This is a genomic window from Dyella halodurans (assembly GCF_026283925.1).
GTDB lineage: Bacteria > Pseudomonadota > Gammaproteobacteria > Xanthomonadales > Rhodanobacteraceae > Dyella > Dyella halodurans.
Window position 1 is genome coordinate 68,036 of the sequence record NZ_JAPDPF010000007.1, and the last position, 19,122, is coordinate 87,157.

General features: G+C 65.4%; 22 protein-coding genes, 1 tRNA gene and 1 other RNA gene. 21 read left to right on the plus strand and 3 right to left on the minus strand.

Annotated features, from left to right (window positions below; translation table 11 throughout):
• Positions 1-86 precede the first annotated feature (86 nt).
• From OUZ49_RS14535 to lpxK, 10 genes are all read left to right on the plus strand, one after another.
• Complete coding sequence (locus OUZ49_RS14535; RefSeq protein ID WP_266151209.1) at positions 87-869, plus strand: succinate dehydrogenase iron-sulfur subunit; 783 nt, start codon at positions 87-89, stop codon at positions 867-869.
• A gap of 172 nt (positions 870-1,041) precedes the next feature.
• Entirely contained in the window at positions 1,042-1,290 is a 249-nt protein-coding gene (locus OUZ49_RS14540; protein ID WP_266151210.1) for an FAD assembly factor SdhE, read from the plus strand.
• Positions 1,262-1,699: a protein YgfX gene (locus tag OUZ49_RS14545; protein WP_266151211.1), complete on the plus strand. Its 438-nt coding sequence runs from the start codon at positions 1,262-1,264 to the stop codon at positions 1,697-1,699. The genes OUZ49_RS14540 and OUZ49_RS14545 overlap by 29 nt, the downstream gene beginning before the upstream one ends.
• A 112-nt stretch (positions 1,700-1,811) precedes the next feature.
• Positions 1,812-3,056, plus strand: a complete 1,245-nt coding sequence (locus tag OUZ49_RS14550) for a lipoprotein-releasing ABC transporter permease subunit (RefSeq protein WP_266151212.1) — start codon at positions 1,812-1,814, stop codon at positions 3,054-3,056.
• Between the two features lie 4 nt (positions 3,057-3,060).
• Entirely contained in the window at positions 3,061-3,759 is a 699-nt protein-coding gene (gene lolD / locus OUZ49_RS14555) for a lipoprotein-releasing ABC transporter ATP-binding protein LolD (protein ID WP_266151213.1), read from the plus strand.
• 109 nt (positions 3,760-3,868) lie between these two features.
• Positions 3,869-6,169 (plus strand): DNA internalization-related competence protein ComEC/Rec2, encoded by a 2,301-nt coding sequence (locus OUZ49_RS14560; RefSeq protein ID WP_266151214.1) that lies wholly within the window; start codon positions 3,869-3,871, stop codon positions 6,167-6,169.
• A 160-nt stretch (positions 6,170-6,329) separates the two neighbouring features.
• Positions 6,330-6,992 carry a MotA/TolQ/ExbB proton channel family protein gene (locus OUZ49_RS14565; RefSeq protein ID WP_266151215.1) on the plus strand — a complete coding sequence of 221 codons (663 nt, stop codon included), beginning with the start codon at positions 6,330-6,332 and terminating at the stop codon, positions 6,990-6,992.
• Positions 6,993-6,995: 3 nt separating this feature from the next.
• Positions 6,996-7,427 carry an ExbD/TolR family protein gene (locus tag OUZ49_RS14570; protein WP_266151216.1) on the plus strand — a complete coding sequence of 144 codons (432 nt, stop codon included), beginning with the start codon at positions 6,996-6,998 and terminating at the stop codon, positions 7,425-7,427.
• A complete protein-coding gene (gene msbA / locus OUZ49_RS14575) occupies positions 7,424-9,196 on the plus strand; it encodes a lipid A export permease/ATP-binding protein MsbA (RefSeq protein ID WP_266151217.1) in 1,773 nt (590 codons plus the stop codon). Before OUZ49_RS14570 ends, msbA begins: the two co-directional genes overlap by 4 nt.
• A gap of 9 nt (positions 9,197-9,205) precedes the next feature.
• The gene (gene lpxK / locus OUZ49_RS14580; RefSeq protein WP_266151218.1) at positions 9,206-10,189 is read left to right on the plus strand and encodes a tetraacyldisaccharide 4'-kinase; all 984 of its coding nucleotides are present in this window, start codon (positions 9,206-9,208) and stop codon (positions 10,187-10,189) included.
• Positions 10,190-10,254: 65 nt separating this feature from the next.
• On the opposite strand, the gene OUZ49_RS14585 is transcribed toward lpxK, so the two are convergent.
• Positions 10,255-10,722, minus strand: coding sequence for a glycine zipper 2TM domain-containing protein (locus tag OUZ49_RS14585; RefSeq protein ID WP_266151220.1), 468 nt, complete (start codon positions 10,720-10,722; stop codon positions 10,255-10,257).
• Between the two features lie 151 nt (positions 10,723-10,873).
• Here OUZ49_RS14585 and OUZ49_RS14590 point away from each other — a divergent pair, with 151 nt between their 5' ends.
• A complete protein-coding gene (locus OUZ49_RS14590; protein ID WP_266151221.1) occupies positions 10,874-11,272 on the plus strand; it encodes a DUF6165 family protein in 399 nt (132 codons plus the stop codon).
• Between the two features lie 39 nt (positions 11,273-11,311).
• Here OUZ49_RS14590 and OUZ49_RS14595 read toward each other — a convergent pair whose 3' ends face one another.
• Positions 11,312-12,355, minus strand: a complete 1,044-nt coding sequence (locus OUZ49_RS14595; protein WP_266151222.1) for a glycosyltransferase family 9 protein — start codon at positions 12,353-12,355, stop codon at positions 11,312-11,314.
• Positions 12,356-12,410: 55 nt separating this feature from the next.
• Here OUZ49_RS14595 and OUZ49_RS14600 point away from each other — a divergent pair, with 55 nt between their 5' ends.
• The 10 genes from OUZ49_RS14600 to OUZ49_RS14645 all read left to right on the plus strand — a co-directional run bounded on the left by OUZ49_RS14600 (position 12,411) and on the right by OUZ49_RS14645 (position 18,420).
• Complete coding sequence (locus OUZ49_RS14600) at positions 12,411-13,136, plus strand: 3-deoxy-D-manno-octulosonic acid kinase (protein WP_266151223.1); 726 nt, start codon at positions 12,411-12,413, stop codon at positions 13,134-13,136.
• Positions 13,133-13,891, plus strand: a complete 759-nt coding sequence (locus OUZ49_RS14605) for an MBL fold metallo-hydrolase (protein WP_266151224.1) — start codon at positions 13,133-13,135, stop codon at positions 13,889-13,891. Before OUZ49_RS14600 ends, OUZ49_RS14605 begins: the two co-directional genes overlap by 4 nt.
• 72 nt (positions 13,892-13,963) lie before the next feature.
• Positions 13,964-14,467: a DinB family protein gene (locus OUZ49_RS14610; protein WP_266151225.1), complete on the plus strand. Its 504-nt coding sequence runs from the start codon at positions 13,964-13,966 to the stop codon at positions 14,465-14,467.
• A gap of 95 nt (positions 14,468-14,562) precedes the next feature.
• Positions 14,563-14,655: transfer RNA gene (locus OUZ49_RS14615), tRNA-Ser, on the plus strand.
• A 61-nt stretch (positions 14,656-14,716) separates the two neighbouring features.
• An RNA gene (gene ffs / locus OUZ49_RS14620) (signal recognition particle sRNA small type) lies at positions 14,717-14,813 on the plus strand.
• Between the two features lie 99 nt (positions 14,814-14,912).
• A complete protein-coding gene (gene dnaX, locus OUZ49_RS14625; RefSeq protein ID WP_266151226.1) occupies positions 14,913-16,598 on the plus strand; it encodes a DNA polymerase III subunit gamma/tau in 1,686 nt (561 codons plus the stop codon).
• 21 nt (positions 16,599-16,619) lie between these two features.
• Entirely contained in the window at positions 16,620-16,943 is a 324-nt protein-coding gene (locus OUZ49_RS14630; protein ID WP_266151227.1) for a YbaB/EbfC family nucleoid-associated protein, read from the plus strand.
• 100 nt (positions 16,944-17,043) lie between these two features.
• Positions 17,044-17,637 carry a recombination mediator RecR gene (recR, locus tag OUZ49_RS14635; protein ID WP_266151228.1) on the plus strand — a complete coding sequence of 198 codons (594 nt, stop codon included), beginning with the start codon at positions 17,044-17,046 and terminating at the stop codon, positions 17,635-17,637.
• 5 nt (positions 17,638-17,642) lie between these two features.
• The gene (locus OUZ49_RS14640; RefSeq protein ID WP_266151229.1) at positions 17,643-18,059 is read left to right on the plus strand and encodes a GNAT family N-acetyltransferase; all 417 of its coding nucleotides are present in this window, start codon (positions 17,643-17,645) and stop codon (positions 18,057-18,059) included.
• A gap of 16 nt (positions 18,060-18,075) precedes the next feature.
• A complete protein-coding gene (locus tag OUZ49_RS14645; RefSeq protein ID WP_266151230.1) occupies positions 18,076-18,420 on the plus strand; it encodes a histidine triad nucleotide-binding protein in 345 nt (114 codons plus the stop codon).
• A gap of 58 nt (positions 18,421-18,478) precedes the next feature.
• On the opposite strand, the gene OUZ49_RS14650 is transcribed toward OUZ49_RS14645, so the two are convergent.
• Complete coding sequence (locus OUZ49_RS14650) at positions 18,479-19,075, minus strand: Slp family lipoprotein (RefSeq protein ID WP_266151232.1); 597 nt, start codon at positions 19,073-19,075, stop codon at positions 18,479-18,481.
• Positions 19,076-19,122: the final 47 nt, after the last annotated feature.

The following is a 19,122-nucleotide window of genomic DNA, read 5'->3' on the forward strand; positions in this document are numbered from 1 at the left end:
GGGAGTTCGGCTCGAGGTTCTTTCATCGTTGTACCGGCGCTCGCAAGACGAGCTGTTACGGCAAGCACGAGATTAGTGAGGCAAACGTGGCAGAGTTTTCGCTACCCAAGAATTCCAAGGTCCAGCCCGGCAAGCACTACCCGGCCAAGGACGCCAAGAAGCCGCGTACGTTCCGCATTTACCGCTGGACGCCGGACGACGGCCAGAACCCGCGCATCGACACCTACGAGGTCGACCTGGCGGCGTGCGGCCCGATGGTTCTGGACGCGCTGCTGAAGATCAAGAACGAGATCGACTCGACGCTGACGCTGCGCCGTTCATGCCGCGAAGGCATCTGCGGTTCGTGCGCGATGAACATCGACGGCACCAATACGCTGGCCTGCACCAAGGCCATCGAGGATTGCGCCTCCGGTGACGTGAAGATCTACCCGCTGCCGCATATGCCGGTGGTCAAGGACCTGGTGCCCGACCTGACGCATTTCTATGCCCAGTTCGCCTCGATCAAGCCCTGGCTGCGCACGCAGAGCCCGGCGCCGGCCGACAAGGAGCGCCTGCAGTCGCCGGAAGACCGCAAGAAGCTCGACGGTCTCTACGAGTGCATCCTGTGCGCTTGCTGCTCGACCAGCTGCCCGAGCTACTGGTGGAACGGCGACCGTTATCTCGGTCCGGCCATCCTGCTGCAGGCCTATCGCTGGATCGTCGACAGCCGCGACGAGGACACCGGTGCACGCCTGGACGACCTGGAAGATCCGTTCAAGCTGTATCGCTGCCACACCATCATGAACTGCGCGCGCACCTGCCCGAAGGGTTTGAACCCGGCGAAGGCGATCGCGGAGATCAAGAAGCTGATTGTCGAGCGTAGGACTTGACCTTGATTCCCTCTCCCCTCCGGGGAGAGGGTAGGGTGAGGGGCGGGTGCTCGCGGAAGTCTTGCCTAATTGAAGATTTCCTTAGTTGGACTGAGGCAAGATTGCCCCCTCACCTCAATCCTCTCCCCAAAGGGGAGAGGAAGTAGCTAGGAGACGCTTCGCGCTGTTCTTTATGGAAGAAGCCCGCATCAAACGCCTCCGCTGGCGCACCCGCCGCGGCACCCGCGAGCTCGACGCGCTGTTCGGCGGCTGGCTGGACGAGCGTTTTGCCGACGCCGACGAGGCGCAGCGCCAGGCTTTCGAGGCCTTGCTGGACGTGCAGGACCCGGACCTGTGGGATTGGGTGATGGGCCACGCCAAGGCATCCCGCGCGGACTGGCAGGCCATCATCGATGACATCCGCGCCCGCCATCGGCTTTGAGTATTCGCCTTCGCGTTGGCTGGGCCGCGCGCTGGGTCTGATGTCGGTGCTTGCTGCCGTGGCGATCCTGCTGGCGGCGCTTCCGTTCTGGCTGAGGTTTCCGCTGGCGTTGCTGCCGTTACTGGCCGCCGCCCATGCAGGCTTGCGCTTCAGGCAATCGTCGGTGCGGGCCGCGGGCTGGCGTCGCGACGGCAGCTGGAGCTTGCGCTTGGCGTCTGGCGAGGACGTGCCGGCCACGTTGGCGTCGTTTCGTGCCACCGGCGAGCTCATCTGGCTGCGCCTGCGCACGCAGGGGCGGGGCAACGTCGTCCTGCTGTTGGCGCCCGACAACGCGGACGCCGATATCCGGCGGCGGCTACGCATGCGCCTGGCCTTGCCGGTCCAGGATGAGGCCGCCAAACCGGCATGAGACCCAAGGCACTCTCGCAGATGAACGCGGTCCTACGGTTTGCCCGGTTATCAGGCGATAATCGGCGCCACATGGGCGGCTAGCCCTTTCGAATCCCACAAGCGACCTGCCCATGTTTCGACCGTTAGAGCTTTTTATCGGCCTGCGTTACACCCGAGCCAAGCGTCGCAACCAGTTCATCTCCTTCATCTCCACCGTTTCCATCGTGTGCATCGCCATCAGCGTGACCGCGCTGATCACGGTGATGTCGGTGATGAACGGCTTCGACAACGAGCTGCGCACGCGCATCCTGGGCGCCATTTCCCATGCCACGGTGTCGGGCCTGCCCGGCGAGAGCGTGCAGAACTGGCCGCGTGCGGTGCAGATTACCGATGCCAACAAGCACGTCCTGGGCGCTGCTCCCTACGTGGAGATGCAGGCCTTCCTGCAGGCACGCCGGCCGAGTGGCGCGCTGGTGCGCGGCATCGAGCCCTCGGAAGAACCGAAGGTATCGGACATCGGTATCCATATGGTGGAAGGCCGTCTGACCGACCTCACGCCAAGCAGCTGGAATATCGTGCTCGGTCGCGAGCTGGCGATGACGCTCGGCGCCTCCGTGGGCGACAAGATCACCATGGCCGTGCCCGAGCTCCGCGCCACGCCGATGGGCAGCGTGCCGCGGGTGCGTGGCTTCAAGGTCGTCGGCATCTTCGAGCTGGGCATGCAGGAGTTCGATGCCAATCTCGCGCTCATCAACATGAGCGATGCCGAGAGGCTCAACAGCATGACCGGCCCCACCGGCATCCGCCTGCGCCTGGATGACATGTTCAATGCGGGCCTGGTCGCGCATCAGCTGGCCGACCAGCTGGGCCAGGTCTACCGGGTCGACACCTGGATGGATAGCCACGCGAATTTCTTCTCTGCCATTTCGATGGAGAAGAAGGTGATGTTCATCATCTTGTCGCTGATCATCCTGGTCGCGGTGATCAACCTCATCTCGATGCTGATGATGCTGGTGACCGACAAGCAGGCCGATATCGCGATCCTGCGCACGCTCGGCTCGACGCCGCGCAGCATCATGGGCATGTTCATGGTGCAGGGCGTGCTGGTCGGCGTGGTCGGCATCGGCTTCGGCGTGGGCCTTGGCTCGCTGCTGTCGTGGAAGCTGCCGGTGATCGTGAAATGGATCGAGAACGTCACCGGGGTGACGTTCCTGTCGCCGGACGTGTATTACATCAGCGAACTGCCCAGCAAGCTGCTCGCCAGCGACGTGGGCTGGGTGGCCTTGATCACCTTCCTGTTCTCCTTGCTTGCCACCCTCTATCCCGCGTGGCGCGCCTCGCGTACCCAGCCGGCACAGGCGCTGCGTTATGAATAAGCCCATGACATCTACCAACGACATCGTGCTGCGTGCCAGCAACATCGCCAAGGTCTACGAAGAAGGCGACCTGAAGACCGACGTGCTTGCCGATGTCAGCTTCACGCTGAAGCGCGGCGAGACGCTGGCCATCGTCGGCGCCTCGGGCTCGGGCAAGAGCACGCTGCTGCACATCATTGGCGGCCTCGACACCTTGACCCGCGGCGACGTGGAGGTGGAAGGGCAGAACCTTTCCCGTCTTTCCGATGCCGATCGTGGTCGCGTGCGCAATCGCTCGATGGGTTTCATCTACCAGTTCCATCACCTGCTGCCCGAGTTCACCGCGCTGGAGAATGTGTGCATGCCGCTGCTGATCCGCGGCGTGGCCATCACCGAGGCGGAGCGCCAGGCGACGGCCTTGCTGGAACGCGTGGGCCTGGGCAAGCGCTTGCAGCATAAGCCGGGCGAACTGTCGGGTGGCGAGCGCCAGCGTTGCGCGGTGGCGCGTGCACTGGTGACGCGGCCCGCTTGCGTGCTGGGCGACGAGCCCACCGGCAATCTCGACGAAGGCAATGCGGCGCAGGTCTACGACCTGATGCTGGAGCTCAATCGCGAGATCGGCACCAGCTTCATCCTGGTGACCCACGACAATCGCCTGGCGGCGCGCATGGACCGTACGCTGGAACTGCACAACGGCGTGCTGATAGAGAAGATTCACGCCTGAGCGCGGGCGTTCTTCAGCCACCAGCTTGAGCCAAGGCCTACATGCAGGCTGCCGCTGAGCAGGTACGTGGGCACTAAGCTGTCGCCGTCCTCAGGGAAGGAGGTGGCTGATGCTGCACCGGGACGGCGCGATCGTGCCGGGCATGCTGCTGCTGATGGGCGTGCTGGTCGTGCAGTGGCTGCCGGCGCTGCCTTCGCGCATCGCGTGCGTGGTGTTGGCGGTTCTTGCGCTGGGTCTGGCGTGGCGCGTTCCGCGTCTGCGTTGGCTCGCCTGGGCGCTGTTTGGCGTTGCCTGGGCGTGTTGGCGCGGTGGCCTGGCGATGGAGTCGCGACTTCCTCGCGACTGGGAAGGTCGCGACCTGCAGGTTGTCGGCACGATCAGCGACCTACCCGTACGCCGCGACGATGCCACGGGTTTTGTCCTGGCGGTGGCCCGTGCCGAGCTGGATGGCATGCCGGTCACCTGGCGTGGACGCGTGCGGGTGAACTGGTACAACGACGCGCCACCCATCGCGCCCTGCGGTCGTTGGCGGTTGACCTTGCGCGTGAAGCGGCCGCGCGGCCTGATCAATCCCGGCGGCAGCGATAGCGAGCGCACGGCCCTGGAGCGCGGCATCGTGGCCACCGCTTATGTGCGCGACGATCCTTCCAATGCAGCGCTCGCTGCGGCAGGTTTTTGCATTGACGGCGTGCGCGATGCGATCAGTCGCCGCATTGCCGCGCGCGTTGCCGATACGCACGACGCTGCGCTGTTGCAGGTGTTCGCGGTGGGCGATACCCGCGGCTTGAATCAGCAGGACTGGGAGGTCGCGCGGGCCAATGGCATTCCACACCTGATTTCGATTTCCGGTTTCCACGTGGGCGTGGCGGCGTTGTTCGGCATCTGGTTGGCGCGGCTGCTCTACTGGGCGTTGCCGGCCTGGAGCTTGTGGGTGCCGCGACCGCAGGCCCAGGCGGCCAGCGCGCTGCTCGCTGCCGGCATGTACAGCGCGCTGGCCGGCTTTGGCCTGCCGACGGTGCGAACGCTGTTGATGATCGGTGTGGTGGCGCTTGCTCGTTGCCTGCGGCGCCAACCGACCGGACTGCAATCGCTGGCCCTGGCCCTGGTGGTCGTCCTGCTGTTCGACCCGCTGAGCGTGTTGGCCGCGGGCTTCTGGCTGTCCTTTGTCGGCGTGGCGTTCCTCATGCTTTGCCTGACCACGCGTGGTCGTGGCCTGCGCGGCTTCCTGCATGAATTGTCAGCGGGCCAACTGGTCATGACGCTGTCGCTGCTGCCACTCACCATGTGGTTCTTCGGCGAGGCCTCGCTGGTGGGCGCCTTGTCCAATCTGATCGCGGTGCCGTTCGTCAGTTTCGTGATCGTGCCTTGCGCCTTGCTCGGCATGCTGCTGCTCGGGCTGTGCCCACCACTCGCTACGCCCATGCTGTGGCTGGCCAGCCAGCTGGCACACGTCCAATGGTGGTTGCTGGAACAGATGGCGACCTGGCCGGGCGCCCACTGGTATCTGCCCGAGGTTCGCCTGTGGGCGTTGCTGCTGGCGACGGTGGGGGCGCTTTGGTTGTTCACGCCGCGCGGCGTGCCGCTGCGTTGGCTGGGTGGGCTGTTGTTTCTGCCCTTGCTGTTGCCGCCGCGCGCCTCGCTGGGCGACGGAGCGTTCCAGTTATGGGTATTGGATGTGGGGCAGGGCTTGGCCGTCTTGGTGCGCACCCAGCACCATGCCCTGGTGTATGACGCCGGCGCGCGCTACCCATCGGATTTTGATCTTGGCGAGGCCGTAGTGCTGCGCTCCATGCGCGCGTTGGGTGTCGACAGCCTGGATCTGCTGGTGGCTAGCCATGCCGACAATGATCACGCGGGCGGGGTGCCGGTCGTGGCGATGGCGTTTCCCGCGGCCCAGCGTGTTTCCGGCGAACCGGAACGCCTGTCTTTGCCGATGGCGCCATGCGTGGCCGGACAAATATGGGCCTGGGACGGCGTGACCGTGCGCGTGCTGCCGTCAGCGGCGCCATCGGGGGCGAGCAACGACCGTTCCTGCGTACTGCTGGTCGAGGGGCGTGGTGGCCGGGCCTTGCTCACCGGCGACATCTCCGCGCGCATCGAACCCACGGTGGCCGGCGACTTGGCGCCAGGTCCGCCCTTGGTGCTGTCGGTGCCGCATCACGGCAGCCGTAGCTCGTCCAGTGCCGCCTTCCTCCAGGCGACCCAGCCGACGCTGGCGCTGATTTCCGCCGGCTGGCGCAACCGTTTCCGGCATCCGCATCCACTGGTCATTCAGCGCTACGAGGACGCTGGCATTCCCTGGCTGAACACGGCTACCGCCGGTGCCATCCAGGTCGATTTCCCCGCCGATGCGCCGCCCCGGCTGACATCCCGGTGGCGCCAGCGCCAGCCGCGCTATTGGCGCGAATAGGCCGCGACAGCGCGCCCGCGGGAGAATATGAACGGCTGGCCCGGCCCCCGATTCCGCACCCCAATCCAGCTTTTTGCACAACTGCCACCGGTGCCGCGGAACGGCCGGATGGGACTGTTATGATGCGCCCTTCCTACCGATCGAGTGGCGCGGAGTCGTTGTGCTGGAAATCCTGATGGCTGGTGGCTGGGCGATGTTGCCCATCCTGATCTGTTCGGCGGTCGCCCTGGCGATCGTGCTGGAGCGTTGCTGGACGCTGCGTCGTCGCTCGGTGCTGCCGCCCGGTTTGGGCGACGAAGTACGCAACTGGGCGCGTTCGGGCCAGTTGGACCCGAATCACCTGACGGCCCTGGCCAACGGTTCGCCGCTGGGTGAGCTGCTCGCCTCGGCCTTGGCTGTGCGCAATCGCCCGCGCGAGCTGATCAAGGAGCGCATCGAGGATACCGGCCGCCACGTCGTGCATCGCATGGAGCGTTATCTCAACACGCTCGGCACGATTGCCTTGATCGGCCCGCTGCTCGGCCTGCTGGGCACGGTGATCGGCCTGATCCGCATGTTCATGGACGTGATGAAGGGCGGGGTGGGCGATCCCATGAAGATGGCGGGCGGCATCGGCGAGGCGCTGATCTGCACGGCCACCGGCCTGGTCGTGGCGATCCCGGCTTACGTGCTGCATCGCTATTTCCGTTCCAAGGTGGCCGGCTACTGCGTGGAGATGGAGCGGCAGGCCACCGAGCTGCTCGATGAGCTGACCATCGTCCAGCAGCCGGCGCCGCGTACGCGCGCCGCAGCGCGTGCCACGACCGAGTCGAGCGCGGGCTGACGCATGCGTATTGGCAACGATCGCCGGCAGGACGATTTCGAGATCAATGTAATCTCGCTGATCGACGTGCTGCTAACCCTGCTGATGTTTTTCGTGCTGACCACCACCTTCATCCAGCACTCGCGGATGCAGGTGACGCTGCCCAAGGCCAGTGCCGAGGAACGCGACATGCAGGCCCCCGCGCTCACCGTCGTGGTGGACCGCGACGGCCATTTCTATGTGGGCAGCGATGAAGTGCTCGGCGAAGGCGTCGAACCGCTCAAACAGGCCATCGCCAACGTCGCCGGCGACGATCGCGAGCGTCAGGTGACCATCCGCGCCGACGCCATGACGGCACATCAGAACGTCGTCATGGCCATGGATGCGCTGGGCCAGTTGGGCTTTAGCAAACTATCCATTGCCACGACGCCGACGCAGGAGCAGGGCAAGCCGTGAGCAAGAAGAACAAAGGGGTTTGGGATGCCGAGGCGTGGCAGACCTACCGGCGACTGATTGGTTACACCAGCCCCTATAAGCTGATCGTCGTCCTGACCGTGCTGGGCATGGCCGTGGATGTCGGTTGCCTGGCGCTGTTCACCAAGCTGATCCAGCCCATGCTGGACGACATGTTTACGCACAAGTCGGCCTATCTGATCTTCTGGATGCCGATCTGGATCCTTTCGATCTTCGTCGTACGTGCGTTCGGCACGTTTGCCTCGGACTATGGCATCGCCTATGTCGGGCGCAACGTCGTGCAGGTGATCCGACAACAGGTTTTCGCGGCCTATCTGCGTCTGCCCGCTCCGTTCTTCTCCGAAGAAGCGTCGGGGCATCAGATAGCGCGGATCACCTATACCTCGGAGCAGGTCGCCTCGGCGACCACCGATTCGCTCAAGGTCATGGTGACCGAAAGCCTCATGGTGGTGAGCATGCTGGGCGTGATGCTCTTTCAGAGCATTTACCTCACGCTTGCACTCTTCGTGCTGGCGCCAACCGTGCTGCTGATCGCCACCGTGGTGAGCCGGCGTTATCGTCGGATCAGCGGGCGTATCCAGGACATGATGGGAACGGTGACGGGCGCGGTCGAAGAAGCCGTCAACGCGCATCGCGAAGTGCGCATCTACGGTGGCCAGGATTCCGAGCGCGAGCGATTCGATGAGGTGGCCGAGCGCACGCGGACCCTCAATCTCAAAGTGTCGATGACCAGTTCGCTGTCCAGTTCCACCGTCCAGACCATGGGCGGGGCGGCGATTGCGGCGCTGGTGCTGTTGGCGACGCGTCCAGGCGTGCTGGGCCACATGTCGCCGGGTATCTTCTTCTCCGTGCTGACGGCCATGGGCGCGATGATGCCATCGCTCAAGCGCCTGACCGGTGTGCAGGGCAGTGTCCAGCGCGGCCTGATCGCAGCGAAGGATCTGTTCGGCATCCTCGACAGGCCACCGGAGATCGATAGCGGCACGCTGCCCATCTCGCGTTGCGTCGGCGATATCACGTTCAGCGGCGTGCACCTCAGCTATCGCGATTCGACCGAAGAAGCCCTGCGTGGCGTCAATCTGCACTGTCGTCCCGGCACGGTGACGGCGCTGGTCGGGCGTTCGGGCAGCGGCAAGAGCAGCCTGGCAAGCCTGCTGCCTCGTTTCTACGAACCCACGGCTGGCCAAGTGCTGCTCGATGGTCACGCCCTCGACGACTACCTGCTCGCCGACCTGCGCCAGCAGATCGCCTGGGTGGGCCAGAATGTGGTGATGTTCGACGACACCGTGGCCAACAACATCGCCTACGGTGAACTGGCCGGTGCCAGCGAGCAGGACATCGTCGCTGCCGCCGAAGTGGCCAATGCGATGGAGTTCATCAGCCGCATGCCACAGGGCCTGCAAAGCCGCGTCGGAGAGCGCGGTGGCATGTTGTCCGGCGGCCAGCGGCAACGCATCGCGATCGCCCGGGCCATCCTCAAGAACGCACCCATCCTGGTGCTCGACGAGGCGACCAGCGCGCTGGATACGGAATCTGAGCGGCTGATCCAGCAGGCACTGCAGCGACTGATGAAAGACCGCACGACCCTGGTGATCGCGCATCGCCTTTCCACCATCGAGCATGCTGACCAGATCGCCGTGATGGACCAGGGTCGTATCGTCGAGCGCGGCACCCATGCTGAACTACTGGAATTGGGCGGCCAGTACGCGGCGCTCCATCGAATGCAGTTCCACAACCCGGGCAGTGACTGAGGCGCGGCCATGACACTGGCCGAACGTCTTGAATCGGCTTGGTATGGTCCCGGGCGCGCACCGTGGTGGACAGCACCGCTTGCCGTGCTCTACGGCGTGGCGATGCGTTGGCGCCGGGTCCTGTATCGGCTTGGCCTGCTGAAACAGGTGCGTTTGCCGGTGCCCGTGGTGGTCATCGGTAACCTTAGCGTCGGCGGCACCGGCAAGACGCCGGTGACGATCGCCGTGGCTGAAGTCTTGCGCCGACGTGGCTATACGCCAGGCGTCGTCAGTCGCGGTTATGGCGGTTCGCAGGTCGAGCCCATGCTGCTCGACGCTGCACCCGATCCTGCCCGGGTGGGCGACGAGCCTTGCCTGATCCGCGCCAGCGACGTCGCCGTGGCCGTAGGGCGCGACCGTCCGGCCGCCGCCAGGCTATTGCTCGATGCCGGCTGTGATGTCGTGATCGCCGACGACGGCCTGCAGCACTATGCGCTGGCGCGGGACGTGGAGATCTGCGTGATCGACGGCGTGCGCCGTTTCGGCAATGGGCGGCTGCTGCCCGCCGGCCCGCTGCGCGAACCGCTATCGCGCCTGCAGCAGGTGGACTTCCGCATCAGCAACGGCGGAGTTCTGGCGCCCGGTGATGTGCCGATGCAGTTGCAAGGTGGGCTGGTGCGGGCGTTGGCTGACGACCACGTCAAGCCGTTGTCCGACTTCGCCGGGCAAACCGTGCACGCGGTCGCGGCCATCGGCCACCCGCAACGCTTCTTTGCCAGCCTGCGCACGCAAGGCATCACCGTCGTGGAGCATGCCTTTCCTGATCACCACGCCTTCATGGCGGCCGACCTGGCGTTCGCCGACGGTCGGGCGGTGCTGATGACCGAGAAGGATGCGGTAAAGTGCCGCGGCTTTGCCCAGGCGCACTGGTGGGCGGTGCCGGTGCGGGCTGTCTTGCCACCGGTGTTCTACGATGATCTGGTGGCTCGACTGGCGGCATTGCGCCCGCACTGAATGCCCCGTTTCGGGTACAAAAAAAGCCGGCCCTGGGGCCGGCTTCTTGTTTCACAGCGGAGCGCTTACTGGATGCGCGTGATATTGCCGTTCGGGTCGATCTGCACGATATCGCCCGGACGGATCGCGCTGGCGTCCGGCACGGTGACATTGGCGATGCTGCCGTTGCCCATGCGGACGTGCACGGTGAAGCTCTGGTGGCCGCCGCCGCTATTGGCGCCGATGCGGTTGCCGGCATAGCCGCCGCCGACCGCGCCGGCCACTGTCGCCAGGGTGTTGCCCTTGCCCTTGCCGACCTGGTTGCCCAGCACGCCACCGGCGATGCCGCCGATGATGGTGCCGGCCATGCTGTGGTCACTGCCCTGGCTTACGTTCTGGTCGATCGAGTCGACGGTGCCGCACTGGTCGCAACGCACGTAGATGCCGTCGTTGCGGACCAGGACGTTGCCGCGGGACTGCTGTGCACCGGCGGCAAGCGGGCTGAGGGCAAGCAGGGCGGCCAGGGGCAGCATGAGAAAGCGTTGCGTAAGCATGGGACCTCTCGGGTTGGGATCGGGTACCGCACCAGTCTAATGCGACAGGCTGAACGATAGGACAAGACAACGCTTATGATGTGCGATCTGTCAGCCAGGCATCGTGATTGATTTGTCACGCGGCCCTGCCCATACCCGTCGGAGTTCTTCCATGAGCCTTATCCAAGTCCCCGTTTCCTATGGCGAGCTGATCGACAAGATCACCATTCTGGAAATCAAGTCGCAGCAAATCACCGACCCAGCCAAGCTGGCCAACGTGCGCAACGAACTCGACCTGCTCAACGCGACCTGGTCCAGTGCCGCCGCCTCCCACACCGACATCGCGGACGAGCGTGCCCGCCTGCTGGCGGTCAACGAGCTGTTGTGGGATATCGAGGACCGCATCCGTCTCAAGGAAAAGGCCCAGGCGTTCGACGCCGAATTCATCGAACTGGCCCGTGCGGTGTACTTCCGCAACGACGAGCGCGCAGCGGTAAAGCGCGAGATCAACCTGAAGCTTGGCTCACAGCTGGTCGAAGAAAAATCCTACAAGGATTATCGCGCGCCGTAAGCGCGGCTGTGCCACGCGGCGGCCATCGCCGCGTGGCGATCAAGCCAGGCCAAGGTGACGGGCGCAGGCTTCGAAACGATCGATGGCGTCATCGACGCTGATCAGGTCCATCACGCCAGGCTTTTCGATCTTGCTGCCCCAGGGAATCTCGCTGGCCGGCTTGCCGAAGTACTTGCGCGAGGCTTCGTCGTATTTGTCCACGCACCAGCGGCGATCTGAATAGGGCCCGGAGCGATCCGGGTTGCTGGCGGCATGCAGGCCCAGGACTTTGCAGCCGACCGTGTTGGCCATGTGCATCGGCCCCGAATCCGGCGTCAGCAGCATCGGTGCACGCGCAAGCATTGCCAGCAACTGCTTGAGCGTGTCCTTGCCGGTCAGGTCCAGCGGTGCGTGCCGACAGCTGGCGAGCACGGCATCGGCCATGCTGCGTTCGAGCGGGGATGGGCCGCCCACCAGCACCACGCGCCAGCCTCGCGCGCTGGCGTGATCCATCACGGCGGCATAGCGTTCCGGCTGCCAATTGCGCAGCACGTGACTCGAAGTGGGGCTGACCAGCAGGGTCGGCGTGTCGCCGGGTAGCTGTTCGGCCGCCCAGGCATGTGCCTCCTCGGGTACGGGAATGTCCCACCGCACGTCGGTCTGCTTGAGTCCCAGCGGCTCGCAGAAACTGCCGATGGCGTCGAGCACATGCTCGCCCGTGCGCGCGGGAATGCGCTCGTTGATGACCAGGCCATGGCCGTCCTTGGCGCGCGCGTGGTCATAGCCAACGCGCTGGCGCGCCTTGATAAACAGGCTGAGCAGGTTGGAGCGCAGCGCGACCTGCATTTGCAGCAGGGCGTCGAAGCGCTGGCCTCGCAGCGCCTCACCCACGGCACGCATGCCGGCGAGGCCGGCGTTCTTGTCAAAGGTCACGAAGGTCACACCAGGCACATCGCCGACCAGGCGACGCTCCAGCTTGCCGATGATCCAGGTCAGCTCCATCTGTGGCCATGCCTTTTGCAGGGTTCGCACCAGCGGCACCACATGGGTGACATCGCCGATGGCGGAAGTGCGCAGCAGGCAGATCGAGGAGGGTGCGGGCATGGGCTAGAATCGCTGGACTCGGTACAGGGTAGGCGTCGATAACGCAGGGGGGGCGATGCAGGAACGAATCCGCGAGGACTCCACCGGGGCGATTCTGTTCGACGCGGCGGTGTCGCCACAAGTCGATGCCGACTGGTTCGTGCCTGAAGCCTGGCGTGAACGCGGTGCGCTGCGCCAGCAGGCGGGTGGTCGCGGTGGCGTCGCCATTATCGATACCCCGGCCGGCGAATGCGTGTTGCGGCACTACCGGCGTGGCGGCCTGGTGGCCAGCTGGATGGGCGACCGCTACCTGTGGACCGGCGCCGATCGCACGCGCAGCTTCAGCGAATTTCGGTTGCTTGGCCTGATCGCGTCGCTCGGCCTGCCTGGGCCGCAAGCCGTCGCCTGCCGCTACCAGCGGAGCGGACTGTTTTATACGGCAGACCTGATTACCCGCCGCATCGCGCACGCACTGACCTTGGCGGAGTGTCTGGCAGCCGGCCGCCTCGACAGTGAGATGGCTGAACTGGTGGGCGCGCTGGTGGCGCGTTTTCATCGCGCCGGCATCTGCCATGCCGACCTCAACGCACACAATGTGCTGGTGACGTCGGACGAGCTGTACCTGATCGACTTCGATCGCGGCCGCCAGCGCACCCCTGCCGAAGCGTGGCAGCAGGCCAACCTGCTGCGCCTGCGTCGTTCACTGGTGAAGCTGGGGGCGGCTGCGCAAGACCAGGCCGCCTTCGAGGAGCAATTGTGGAAGCCCCTGGTCTACCGCTACGAGCGTACCCTGAGCGCATGAACTGGAATCTGCACTTTCTTGGTGTTGGCGCGGCGCACGCCGTGGAGCTGGGCTCGTCGGCGGTCGTGCTCGAGCGCGATGGCACCCCCATGCTGCTGGTCGATTGCGGCCCCGACACGCTGGATCGCTACCAGGCAGCCTACGGCGAACCGCCACGCGCGGTGTTCATCACGCATACCCATATGGACCACGTGGGTGGCATGGAGCGGCTGTTCTTCCGCCTGTGGTTTGACGAACAGTGGCGCGGGCGCACCAAGCTGTTCGTGCATGCCGGCCTGATGAGCTGGTTACAGGCGCGCGTGGCGGACTATCCCAACGTGCTGGCCGAGGGCGGCGTGAATTTCTGGGAGGCGTTCCGGTTGGTGCCGTGCACGCGCGGTTTCTGGCTCGATGGCCACTGGTTCGATGTGTTTGCCACCCGCCACCATATGGCGGGCACCTCGTATGGCGTGGCCCTGGCAGGCAGCTTTGCCTATACCGGCGATACGCGTCCGATTCCAGAAGTGCTGGCGCGGGTGGCCGCGGGTAACGAGGTGATCGCGCACGATTGCGGCCTGGTGGGCAACCCGTCGCATACCGGCATCGACGATATCGAGCGCGAATACGACGCGGCCCAGCGCCAGCGGATGCGGCTTTATCACTACGGCAGCGAGGCCGATGGTGCGGCACTCGTGGCTCGTGGCTATGCCATTGCGCGAACGGGTGGGCGTATCGCCCTGCCGGAACCGGCTCCTGTCAGGCCTGATGCTGGCTGATGTGGCGCGAACCACATCCTGAATGACGGGCAAGATCCCTAACCACCATGATTCCAAGGGGTATCCACGGCCATGACAGCCCGCCATCTGGACAAACTGCTGCGCTACCGCGCCTGGGCCGACCAGCTGATCTACGACGCCGTGGCCGCACTGCCGGACGGCGCCGCGGAGGCAGCCCGCGCCACCATCTTCGGCAATATGTTGCGCACGTTAAGCCACACCTATGTGGTCGACGATATTTTCCAGGCGCACCTGCAGGGTCGCGCGCACGGCTATACCAGTCGCAACACGGACGAGCCGCTGGCGCTGGCTGAGCTGTGGTTGCGCCAGCAAGCGATGAACGACTGGTACCTCGCTTACGCCGCGGCGCTTTCGCCCGAGCAGGCGGCCGAACCGGTGTCCTTCCAGTTCATCGGTGGCGGGGAAGGGTGCATGAGCCGCGAGGAGATAATCCTGCACGTGGTCAACCACGCCACCTATCACCGCGGCTTCGTCGCGGACATGTTCTATCAGGTGCCGGCCAGGCCGCCGGCCACCGACCTGCCGGTGTTCCTGCGCGACGTTCCCCAGCCCTAGACCGGCGGGGGCTCTCTTGTACGAATGGTCCGCTGCCGTTATCCTTTCGCCTCTTTGCCGGGCGAGTTGCCTGGTAAAAGAGGTTTCACCACCGCGGAGAGGTGTCCGAGTGGTTGAAGGAGCACGCCTGGAAAGTGTGTATACGGCTTATCCCCGTATCGCGGGTTCGAATCCCGCCCTCTCCGCCAGTGAGTGAAACCGAGCGCCGCCCCCTGGGCTGACGCAAAATGTACGTCTCTATGGTGGCCCTGTCGGTCCCCCCGCGACGATAGTTCGTAAATTCCGCCAGGCCCGGAAGGGAGCAACGGTAGCGAATGATTCGGGTGCCGGGGTGTGGCTGGCAGGGCCGCCGCCTTTCCAGGCCCCTGGCAGCCGTCGCGACGGATGTTACTGACTTGCCGCGAGCGACTTGGCACAATCGACGCTCGCCCCAAGGTAGTAACGCATGTCCTATCAGGTCCTCGCGCGCAAATGGCGTCCCCGCAAGTTCGCCGAACTGGTCGGGCAGGAGCATGTGGTGCGCGCGCTCACCAATGCGCTCGACACCGGCCGCATGCACCATGCCTATCTGTTCACCGGCACCCGCGGCGTGGGCAAGACCACGATTGCGCGCATTTTCGCGAAATCGCTGAACTGCGAGCGCGGTGAGTCAGCCGATCCCTGCGGCGAGTGCGCGGTGTGCACGGCGGTCGACGCGGGTCGCTTTGTGGACCTGCTGGAAATCGACGCCGCCAGCAACACCGGCGTGGACGATGTGCGCGAGGTGATCGAGAACGCGCAGTACGCTCCGGCCCGGGGGCGCTTCAAGGTGTACCTGGTCGACGAGGTGCACATGCTCTCCAAGCCGGCCTTCAATGCGTTGCTGAAGACGCTGGAAGAACCGCCGCCGCATGTGAAGTTCCTGCTGGCGACCACCGATCCGCAGAAACTGCCGGTGACGGTGCTGTCGCGCTGCCTCAAGTTCAATCTCAAGCGACTGCTGCCCGAGCAGATCTCGGGCCAGATGCGCCACATCCTGGGCGCTGAAAATATTCCCTACGAAGACGCCGCCATCGCCGAGCTGGCGCGTGGCGCGGATGGTTCGTTGCGCGACGGCCTGTCGCTGCTGGACCAGGCCATCGCCTATGGCGGCGGCTCGCTGCGCGTGGACGATGTGCGGGCGATGCTCGGCAGCGTGGCGCGCGGCCAGGTGCTTGGGCTGCTCGACGCGCTGGCGGCCGGCAACGGTGACGCCTTGCTGGCCGAGTGCACGCGCATTGCCTCGTACTCGCCGGACTTCGGTGGTGTGCTCGATGACCTGGCCAGCGTGCTGCATCGCATCCAGCTGATCCAGCTGGTACCCGGCTATCGGCCGGATGAGGATGGCAGCGATGACAGCGCCCTGATGGCGTTGGCGCAGCAGTTGGCGCCCGAAGACGTGCAGCTTTACTACCAGATCGCCACGGCTGGACGCCGCGATCTTGCCCTGGCGCCGGATGCGCGCACCGGTTTTGAAATGGCCATGCTGCGCATGCTGGCATTCCGGCCCACCGATGGCGGCAGCGCAATCGTTGCCGAACGTCCGTCCGCTCCTGCGTCGCGCCCGCCAGCACCACCGTCGCGTGCAGCATCGCCCGTGGTCAACGAGCGCATGCATGTCGCCAGCGTGGCCGAGGCGAAGCCGTCCCAGGCCACGCCAGCGCCCGCCACGGCGCCGGCACCGGTGGCAGCGGCGCCACGGGAAGCGCTGGCGCTCGACGCGAATGGCCTGCCTCACTGGGATGCCTTGATCGAACGCGCGAACCTGCGCGGCCCGCTGGGCCAGCTGGCGCAGAACGCGGCCCTGCGTGGGCGCGAAGGCAGCACCTTGCTGCTGGCCTTGCAGCCAGCGCATATGCATCTTGCCGTGGAGCCGATGGTGGGGCAGATGGAGGAGCGCATCAGCCAGACGCTGGGCGAACGTATCCGCCTGCGCTTCATGGAGGAACGCGGCGTGACGACCGAAACGCCGGCGGCACGCGCCGCCAATGCACGCGAAGCCGCGCAGTCGGCGGCCGAGCAGGCCATCGAAGAGGATCCCCTGGTGCAATCGCTCAAGCGCGAATTCGGTGCGCGCGTGGTGCCCCAGTCGATCAAGCCTTTTGAGAACTGACAGAGACAAGCGGAGTACGCCATGAGAGGACAGATCGGCCAGCTAATGCAGCAGGCCCAGCGCATGCAGGACGAAATGAAGCGTGCGCAGGAAGAAATCGCCAAGCTGGAAGTCACCGGCAGTGCGGGTGGCGGCCTGGTGAGCGTGCTGATGACCGGCACGCACGAAGTACGCCGCGTGCAGATCGATCGCAAGCTGTTTGCCGATGATCCGGAGATGGCCGAGGACCTCGTCGCCGCGGCGGTCAACGATGCGGTGAACAAGGTCGCGGAAGTCAGCAAGAACAAGCTTGGCGGCGTCACCGCGGGCATGAATCTGCCGGCCGGCTTCAAGATGCCGTTCTGAGTTGCTGTTGTAGGAGCGCACCCTGTGCGCGACAAGCCTACGTAGCGGTAAGCCCGTGATCGCGCACAGGGTGCGCTCCTACAACCATTAGCGCCCATCCATGAGCAAGCTCCTCACTGACCTGATCGAAGCGCTGCGCTGCCTGCCCGGCGTGGGTGGCAAGAGCGCGCAGCGGATGGCCTTCCATCTGCTGGAGCGCGACCGCGAGCGTGGCTTGCGCCTGGCCCAGGCACTGGAGCAGGCCATGCGCGAGATCGGCAACTGCTCGCGCTGCCGCAACTTCAGTGAAACGGCGGTCTGCTCGCTATGCGCCAGTACCAGCCGCGACCGCCAGGTGCTGTGCGTGGTGGAGTCGCCTACCGAGCTGGCGGCGATCGAGCAGGCAACGGGTTATCGCGGGCAATACTTCGTGCTGCTCGGCAGGCTGTCGCCGCTCGATGGCCTCGGCCCGGAAGAGCTGGGTTTGGACCTGCTCTCGGAGCGACTGGGCGAGGGCGAAATCGAGGAGCTGATCATCGCCACCAATCCCACCGTGGAAGGCGAGGCGACGGCGCATTACCTCGCGCAACTGGCGCGCGCGGCCAACGTGCGGCCTTCGCGGCTAGCCCACGGCGTGCCGCTGGGCGGCGAGCTGGAATACGTCGATCGCGGCACCCTGGCGCATGCGTTCGGCAGCCGCCAATCGCTGGATTGATGACGATGACCTTGGTGCCGCAACTCTCGCTCGAGATTCCCGGTGCCGATGAATACCGCGCCTTGCGCAGCGCCGCGGGTTTGAGCGCGATGACGCCAGAAGCCGCCGCGGTGGGGCTGCCGGCGAGCTGGTGCTCGGTGTGTGTGCGTCACCAAGGCGAGTTGATCGGCATGGGCCGCGTCGTCGGTGATGGCGGGCTGTTCCTGTTCCTGTTCGTGGTCGACATCGCGGTGGCGCCGGCCTGGCAGGGTCAGGGCTGGGGGCGGCGCATCATGCAGGCCTTGATGGATCAGGTGCATGCGCGGGCGCCGGCGCGCGCCATGATCGGGCTGATCGCCGATGGCACGGCTTCCCGGCTTTACGAGCAATTCGGATTCAAACTCGTGGCGCCAGCGGCGCACGGTATGCTGCTGCGTCTGTAAACAGGAGGATTCTGCGATGGGCGATACCATTTTCGGCAAGATCATCCGGCGCGAAATACCCGCCGATATCGTCTACGAGGACGACGACGTGCTCGCCTTCCGCGACCTCAATCCGCAGGCGCCGGTACACGTGTTGTTTGTGCCGAGGAAGGCGATCGCCACGCTCGACGCGGCAAGCGCGGAAGACGCGGAACTGCTGGGCAAGCTCCTGCTGGCCGCTGCCAGCTATGCCCGCCAGGAAGGCCTGGCGGAAAAGGGCTACCGCACGGTGGTCAACTGCAACGAGCACGGCGGGCAGACCGTCTTCCATTTGCACGTGCACCTGCTTGGCGGCCGTCCCATGCATTGGCCGCCGGGCTGAGTCCAGGTCAGCCTTTAAGAAAACGCCGGCACGTGGCCGGCGTTTTCATTGCTGTGGATCAGCCGTGCGCCGGCGGCACCCGGCGTGGCACGACGATCACGCGGGTCGGGTAGTACCCGCCCCAGCCGTAGCCGCCCCAGCCCCACGGGCCACCCCAGTAGGGGCCCCAGCCCGGACCCCAGAACGGGTCGTAGTAGCCCCCATACGGGTAGACCACGCGATTGGGCCACAGATAAACCACGTTCGCTTCGACGCGCGGATAGGGATAGCCATATTCGCCGACCTTCTCCGAAACGGTCCCATGCAAGGTGCCGGTAACGGTGATATCGCGGCCTGCGGTAAACACTTCCGGATCGTAGAAGCCGGCGCGGCAGGCGACGAAGCGGCCCTGGGTAGCGCTGTTGCTGGACTCGTCGTGCGGGCGCGCCTGGCTGTCCAGGGGGCGCGACAGTATGTAGAAGCAGGTTTCCTGCGGGCCCGGCTCGGTCTTGATGATCTGGCCGCCCCAACGTACTTCGCCGCCGGGGGCGGCGCCCTGCTGGACTGACACGGAGGACACGTCGGTGTACGTGCCTTGCAGCGGTTGCGGCACCGTTGCGCAGGCGGCCAATGTCGCTACTGCGGTCGCGAGGATCAACGGCTTGAACATGGACATGACACTATCTCCATCGTCTAGCGGATGTAAGGCATCCGCGGCTCTAT